7 protein-coding genes are annotated in these 6,876 nt (G+C 57.3%); 2 read left to right on the top strand and 5 right to left on the bottom strand.

The window, feature by feature from the left end; translation table 11 throughout:
* Nucleotides 1-332 precede the first annotated feature (332 nt).
* Together purH and purD are read left to right on the top strand one after the other, a co-directional pair.
* Entirely contained in the window at nt 333-1,922 is a 1,590-nt protein-coding gene (gene purH, locus LJA86_RS22115) for a bifunctional phosphoribosylaminoimidazolecarboxamide formyltransferase/IMP cyclohydrolase (protein WP_023616370.1), read from the top strand.
* A 15-nt stretch (nt 1,923-1,937) separates the two neighbouring features.
* The gene (purD, locus tag LJA86_RS22110) at nt 1,938-3,230 is read left to right on the top strand and encodes a phosphoribosylamine--glycine ligase (RefSeq protein WP_045909512.1); all 1,293 of its coding nucleotides are present in this window, start codon (nt 1,938-1,940) and stop codon (nt 3,228-3,230) included.
* A 96-nt stretch (nt 3,231-3,326) separates the two neighbouring features.
* Here the strand turns inward: purD and LJA86_RS22105 are convergent, their stop codons facing one another.
* From LJA86_RS22105 to hemE, 5 genes are all read right to left on the bottom strand, one after another.
* Complete coding sequence (locus LJA86_RS22105; RefSeq protein ID WP_045909513.1) at nt 3,327-4,019, bottom strand: DUF1481 domain-containing protein; 693 nt, start codon at nt 4,017-4,019, stop codon at nt 3,327-3,329.
* A gap of 11 nt (nt 4,020-4,030) precedes the next feature.
* On the bottom strand, nt 4,031-4,303 hold the full coding sequence (gene hupA / locus LJA86_RS22100; protein WP_002445246.1) for a nucleoid-associated protein HU-alpha: 273 nt from the start codon (nt 4,301-4,303) through the stop codon (nt 4,031-4,033).
* A 186-nt stretch (nt 4,304-4,489) separates the two neighbouring features.
* Complete coding sequence (locus LJA86_RS22095) at nt 4,490-5,080, bottom strand: YjaG family protein (protein WP_008503468.1); 591 nt, start codon at nt 5,078-5,080, stop codon at nt 4,490-4,492.
* Between the two features lie 41 nt (nt 5,081-5,121).
* On the bottom strand, nt 5,122-5,793 hold the full coding sequence (gene nfi / locus LJA86_RS22090) for a deoxyribonuclease V (RefSeq protein ID WP_069720474.1): 672 nt from the start codon (nt 5,791-5,793) through the stop codon (nt 5,122-5,124).
* Between the two features lie 9 nt (nt 5,794-5,802).
* Nucleotides 5,803-6,867, bottom strand: a complete 1,065-nt coding sequence (gene hemE / locus LJA86_RS22085) for a uroporphyrinogen decarboxylase (protein ID WP_024908252.1) — start codon at nt 6,865-6,867, stop codon at nt 5,803-5,805.
* Between the last annotated feature and the right edge of the window lie 9 nt (nt 6,868-6,876).

The raw sequence follows: 6,876 nt of genomic DNA, 5'->3' as shown, positions 1-6,876 counted from the left end.
TTCTCTTCAACCGAACCGCTTGTTGTGTGAAGTGATTCACATCCGCCGTGTCGATGGAGGCGCATTATAGGGAGTTCTCCGCAGGCCGCAACCGCTAAATGACAGAAAAATGACTGACTGCTGCATTCCACAGCAAAACCCCGCCTTATACCTTTTTACACACAGACTTATCCACAATGATACGAAAAAGTAAAAATGTGCGAGCGTTGCGCAAACGTTTTCGTTAAAATGCTCGCGCTTAACAAGGATGCCTCGTCAGGTGTGTTAGATGAGTTTTTCACAGGAAAATTCATCTAACGCTCTCTGTAATCGTGAAATCCAGGGGATTTACCATGCAACAACGTCGTCCAGTCCGCCGCGCTCTGCTCAGTGTTTCTGATAAAGCCGGTATCGTCGAATTCGCTCAGGCACTTTCTGCACGCGGTGTGGAGCTGCTTTCCACAGGTGGAACCGCTCGCCTGTTAGCAGATAAAGGTCTGCCGGTAACCGAAGTGTCCGATTACACCGGTTTCCCGGAAATGATGGATGGACGCGTCAAAACCCTGCATCCGAAAGTCCACGGCGGTATTCTTGGCCGTCGCGGCCAGGACGACGCCATTATGGAACAGCACGACATCGCGCCGATCGACATGGTTGTCGTTAACCTCTACCCGTTTGCCCAGACCGTTGCCCGTGAAGGCTGCTCTCTGGAAGATGCTGTAGAGAACATTGATATCGGCGGCCCGACCATGGTGCGCTCTGCGGCCAAGAACCATAAAGATGTCGCCATCGTGGTAAAGAGCAGCGATTACACCACCATTATTAATGAGATGGACGCCAACGAAGGGTCGCTGACCCTGGAAACGCGTTTCGATCTCGCCATCAAAGCCTTCGAACACACCGCGGCGTACGACAGCATGATCGCCAACTACTTCGGTAGCCTGGTACCGGCTTACCACGGTGAAAGCAAAGATCCGTCCGGCCGCTTCCCGCGCACCCTGAACCTGAACTTCATTAAGAAGCAGGATATGCGTTACGGTGAGAACAGCCACCAGCAGGCGGCCTTCTATATAGAAGAAGAGGTAAAAGAAGCCTCTGTTGCGACCGCCCAGCAGGTGCAGGGCAAAGCCCTCTCCTATAACAACATTGCCGACACCGACGCGGCGCTGGAATGCGTGAAAGAGTTCAGCGAGCCGGCCTGCGTTATCGTCAAGCACGCCAACCCATGTGGCGTTGCCGTGAGCACCTCAATCCTTGATGCCTACGATCGCGCCTACAAAACCGACCCGACCTCCGCGTTCGGCGGCATTATCGCCTTCAACCGCGAGCTGGATGCGGAAACGGCTCAGGCCATCATCTCCCGCCAGTTCGTTGAAGTGATCATCGCGCCATCGGCCTCCGAAGAAGCGCTGAAAATCACCGCGGCAAAACAGAACGTGCGCGTGCTGGTTTGCGGCCAGTGGGCAGAACGCGTGCCGGGCCTGGACTTCAAACGCGTAAACGGCGGTCTGCTGGTTCAGGATCGCGATCTGGGTATGGTGACAGAAGCCGACCTGCGCGTGGTGACCAAACGTCAGCCGACCGAACAGGAACTGCGTGACGCGCTGTTCTGCTGGAAAGTGGCGAAGTTCGTGAAATCCAACGCCATCGTCTACGCCAAGGAGAACATGACCATCGGGATAGGCGCAGGCCAGATGAGCCGCGTTTACTCTGCGAAAATCGCGGGTATTAAAGCAGGTGACGAAGGTCTGGAAGTCAAAGGCTCCGCCATGGCCTCTGACGCCTTCTTCCCGTTCCGTGATGGTATCGACGCCGCAGCCGCTGTCGGCATTACCTGCGTGATCCAGCCTGGCGGTTCAATCCGCGACGACGAAGTGATTGCCGCTGCCGACGAACACGGCATCGCGATGATCTTCACCGACATGCGCCACTTCCGCCATTAATTCCCGGAGCTGAAAATGAAAGTATTAGTGATTGGTAACGGCGGACGCGAACACGCGCTGGCGTGGAAAGCGGCGCAGTCTCCGCTGGTGAAAACGGTCTTCGTGGCACCGGGCAACGCCGGTACCGCACTGGAACCCGCGCTGCAGAACGTGGCTATCGGCGTGACCGACATTCCGGCGCTGCTGAGTTTTGCCCAGAGCGAGAAAATCGACCTGACCATCGTCGGCCCGGAAGCGCCGCTGGTGATTGGCGTGGTGGATGCGTTCCGCGCAGCGGGCCTGAAAATCTTCGGCCCAACGGAAGGCGCCGCGCAGCTGGAAGGCTCCAAAGCCTTCACCAAAGATTTCCTCGCGCGTCATAACATCCCGACGGCGGAATATCAGAATTTCACTGAAGTGGAGCCTGCTCTGGCCTACTTACGTGAGAAGGGCGCGCCGATTGTTATCAAGGCCGACGGTCTGGCCGCCGGTAAAGGCGTGATCGTCGCGATGACGCTCGACGAAGCCGAAGCCGCGGTTCAGGACATGCTGGCAGGTAACGCCTTTGGCGATGCGGGCCACCGCATCGTGATTGAAGAGTTCCTCGACGGTGAAGAGGCGAGCTTTATCGTCATGGTCGACGGCGAGCACGTTCTGCCGATGGCCACCAGCCAGGATCACAAGCGTGTGGGTAATGGCGACACGGGTCCTAATACCGGCGGGATGGGCGCTTACTCCCCTGCTCCGGTCGTGACTGACGACGTCCACCAGCGCACCATGGATCGCATCATCTGGCCTACCGTGAAGGGAATGGCAGCAGAAGGGAATACCTACACCGGTTTCCTTTACGCAGGTCTGATGATCGACAAGCAGGGTAACCCTAAGGTCATCGAATTCAACTGCCGCTTTGGCGATCCGGAAACGCAGCCAATCATGCTGCGCATGAAATCCGATCTGGTGGATCTGTGCCTGGCAGCCTGCGATGGCAAGCTGGACGAAAAAACCTCCGAGTGGGACGAGCGTGCGTCTCTCGGCGTGGTGATTGCTGCGGGTGGTTATCCGGGCAACTACAGCACCGGAGATGAAATCCACGGTCTGCCGCTGGAAGAGAGGGAAGGTGCGAAGGTGTTCCACGCCGGTACGAAGCTGGCTGAGGACGATCGCGTTCTGACCAACGGTGGCCGCGTGCTGTGTGCAACCGCGCTGGGCCATACCGTGGCAGAAGCGCAGAAGCGCGCCTATGCGCTGATGGCGGATATTCACTGGAACGGTAGCTTTAGCCGTCAGGATATCGGCTATCGCGCGATTGCGCGCGAGCAGGGGGAGTAATTCCTCCTCGCCCTCACCCTAACCCTCTCCCACGGGGAGAGGGGATCGTTCGTAGGCCGGATAAGCGTCAGCGCCATCCGGCTTAATCCACAGAACTCAAAAACTCTTCTCTGTCGGCTGCCAGGTGCAGAAGTCTTCGTTCGCCACCAATAGCAATTGAGAACCTTCCGGCGCCTCAAGCCACGCCACACTCACTTCCATTGATGAATGACGCTGACGGCGTTGAATGTGTTCGGTCGCCCAGGATTCAAGCTCAGGCTTGACCGTTTGCCCTTCGCAGGTCGTCACCGTCCCGTCGTTATGCCAGCGCCCCTGGCGCAGCACGACGCGTCCAAGACGAAGCGCATCGCTGGTCTGGCGGATTTGTTCGGCACGGTAACGGTAGAGGGCGATTTGATCGCTGGAAAGCTGCTGTTTTTGACCGCTGACTTCGCGCTGCATAAAGCTCAGCTCGCCATGGTCGTCAAAACGCACTTTCACGTGTTCGGGGGTCTTGCTGTAGACGTTCAGCTCAATCAGCGACAGGTCATCTCCCTGCCAGCGATACTCCGCCGTCGACGTATTGCCGCTATGCCACGGGCTGAAGGCAGAAAGCAGATGCACTTCGCCGCCGGAATCTTTACGCCAGATCCTGACCGCGCCCTGGTTGTCCGCGTAGCCGCTGGCGGTAAACGGCGGCAAAGCGGTGTCGTGGCTACAGGCTGACAGCAGCAGCATGCCTGCCAGCGCGAGCGTTCCGCGCCAGAAAGACAAAAGGGGCGTTGCCGCCCCTTCGCTAAAACTGTTCACTGCCACGCGTCTTACTTAACTGCGTCTTTCAGTGCTTTACCAGAAACAAATGCCGGCACGTTCGCTGCGGCGATTTTGATTTCTTTACCGGTCTGCGGGTTGCGGCCAGTACGCTCAGCGCGGTGGTTCACTTTGAAGGTACCGAAACCAACCAGTTGTACAGCATCGCCTTCTTTCAGAGACTCAGTAATAGCAGCCAGGGTAGATTCCAGAGCAGCTTTAGCCTGCACTTTAGACAGATCAGCCTTGTCCGCAATTACATCAATCAGTTGAGTCTTGTTCATAAGTTATCCTTTCAATGTGTTTATCGCTTGCTAAGCATCGAGTGCGACGAAAATGCCAAAAAAGCACTCTCCTGCATACACGCACCGATAGCCACTTTTTTTCGCCCCCCAAATGTAGACCAGACAAGGGGCGAAAGGGAAGAGTCGAGGAGCGACAAAACGGGCGTTATCTCAAGTTTTCTTATCTCATTGGTTAAAAATTATACCAATATTACTCTCACCGGCCTCACGTAAGTCCGCGCGCAGCCCTTTTATCAGTTCAATATCGCGTTCTTCACACTCTGCCAGCAGGCGGAAAATTTCCCACTGGATATCCCATTCTTGCTCAACGGCCGGGTTTGCGCGCAGCTCTTCGTCGGTCATTTCGCGACCTTCCTGGGTCATTTCCAGCATCGCCACGGTAGTGATAGAGGCCTTACTGACTTCGATAGCGTGCTCCAGCGTCTCACCGCTCAGGCGGGAGTGGAGCAATTCGCTTAACGCCACACAGGCATCAATTGCCGGGTAGACGCCGTACAGGTCAAAATCATCCGCCACCGGAATCGCCTCTTCCAGCTTTTCGAGCTGAGAGTCGAAATTCACCTTCGCGTCTTTCACCGTCAGCGTTTCCCAGATCAGATCCAGAATGCGGCGGTAGATATGGCCATCACCAAAGCCCGTCTGCTTGCAGAACGCGGCATAGTTGGGATACATGCGCTCGCACAGGCAAGCCATAAAGGTGACGTGCTGCCAGCTTTCCAGCTTTTCAAGGCGCAGGTGAATCGGGTTTTGTAGCATGATGATCTCTCGAATCGAAAATTAGGCGCAGTTTACCTGAATCATCGCTGAATTTCCTGCCAACGAACAAAAGCCGGACGCGAAGAGGCCACCGCGTCAGCCCAGCGCGTCGGCTCCGGTAAGCGGTAGCCATTCATGCAGCGCTGTACCCACGCCAGAGCACTGTCCATGCTCACCCGATGGCCGGTGGCGATGAACAGCGGATTACAGCGAGCCTTACTGCGCCAGACCCACGCCAGCTGCTCGCCTTTATGGATGAGCGGCGCCAGCGCACCCGGCTCGGCGGAGAGTGGCTCAAACGCGCCGCACAGGCGTTTCTTGGCAACGCCAATGGTCGGCACATCCACCAGCAGCCCAAAGTGGCTGGCAACACCTAAGCGGCGCGGGTGTGAGATCCCGTGCCCATCGACAAACAGCAGGTCAGGTTTTTGCGAGAGCTGCTCCCACGCTGCCAGCAGCGCGGGATATTCGCGAAAGGAGAGAAAGCCGGGAATATAGGGCATGGTGGTGGCAATACGCGCGACCTTGTACTCCACCAGCTCGAGCGAAGGGTACTTCAGTACCACCATCGCCGCTCGCGTCACGTCCCCACCCTGCTCGAACCCGACGTCTGCTCCGCCAATGTACTGCGGAGGATCCTTATCCAGACGATCCTCGCGGATCACCGATGAGGCCAGTTCGATTTGTTGAGCGCGTAGCGACGCGAGATCCATAACGACTCCTTACTTGTGATACTGGGCAGAAAGCCGATGCACCGCCTCCACAAATACGCCTGCGTGCTCTGGCGGTACATCCTGATGAATACCGTGGCCGAGGTTAAAGACGTGGCCTTCCCCCTGGCCGAAACCAGACAGTATAGTCGACACTTCTTCTTCAATGCGGGCAGGCGGCGCATAAAGCATGGACGGGTCCATATTGCCCTGCAGCGCCACTTTGTCGCCCACGCGGCGGCGGGCATCGGCAATATCGGTGGTCCAGTCGAGACCCAGCGCGTCGCAGCCGGTGGCCGCCATCGCTTCCAGCCACTGGCCGCCACCTTTGGTGAACAGCGTCACCGGCACGCGGCGACCTTCGTTTTCACGCAGCAGGCCGTCGACGATTTTATGCATGTAGTACAGGGAGAACTGCTGATAATCGCGGCCGGTCAGCACGCCGCCCCAGGTGTCGAAAATCATCACCGACTGCGCACCGGCTTTAATCTGCGCGTTCAGATAGAGCGTGACGCTCTTCGCCAGCTTGTCGAGCAGCGCATGCAGGGCCAGCGGCTCGGCGTACATCATCTTTTTAATCAGGGTGAAGGCTTTGCTGCTGCCCCCTTCAACCATATAGGTCGCCAGCGTCCACGGGCTGCCGGAGAAGCCAATCAGCGGCACTTCACCTTTCAGCTCGCGGCGAATGGTGCGCACGGCATTCATCACGTAGCCCAGCTCGCCTTCCGGATCGGGGATCGGCAGCTTGTCCACGTCGGCTTTGCTTTTAATCGGAGAAGTGAAACGCGGGCCTTCACCCGTTTCAAAGTACAGGCCAAGGCCCATGGCATCCGGAATGGTGAGAATATCCGAGAAGAGGATCGCCGCATCCAGCGGGAAGCGGCGCAGCGGCTGGAGCGTCACTTCACAGGCCAGCTCGGCGTTTTTGCACAGCGACATAAAATCGCCCGCCTGCGCGCGCGTGGCTTTGTATTCTGGCAGATAGCGTCCCGCCTGGCGCATCATCCACACCGGGGTGACATCAACGGGCTGTCGCAGCAGCGCACGCAGATAACGATCGTTCTTCAGTTCGGTCATTTTTGCAGT

This window comes from Enterobacter sp. TCD1-1 (assembly GCF_020567405.1).
GTDB lineage: Bacteria > Pseudomonadota > Gammaproteobacteria > Enterobacterales > Enterobacteriaceae > Enterobacter > Enterobacter quasiroggenkampii.
Note: the sequence above shows the minus strand (reverse complement) of the source record. Positions and strands in the feature narration are given on the sequence as shown.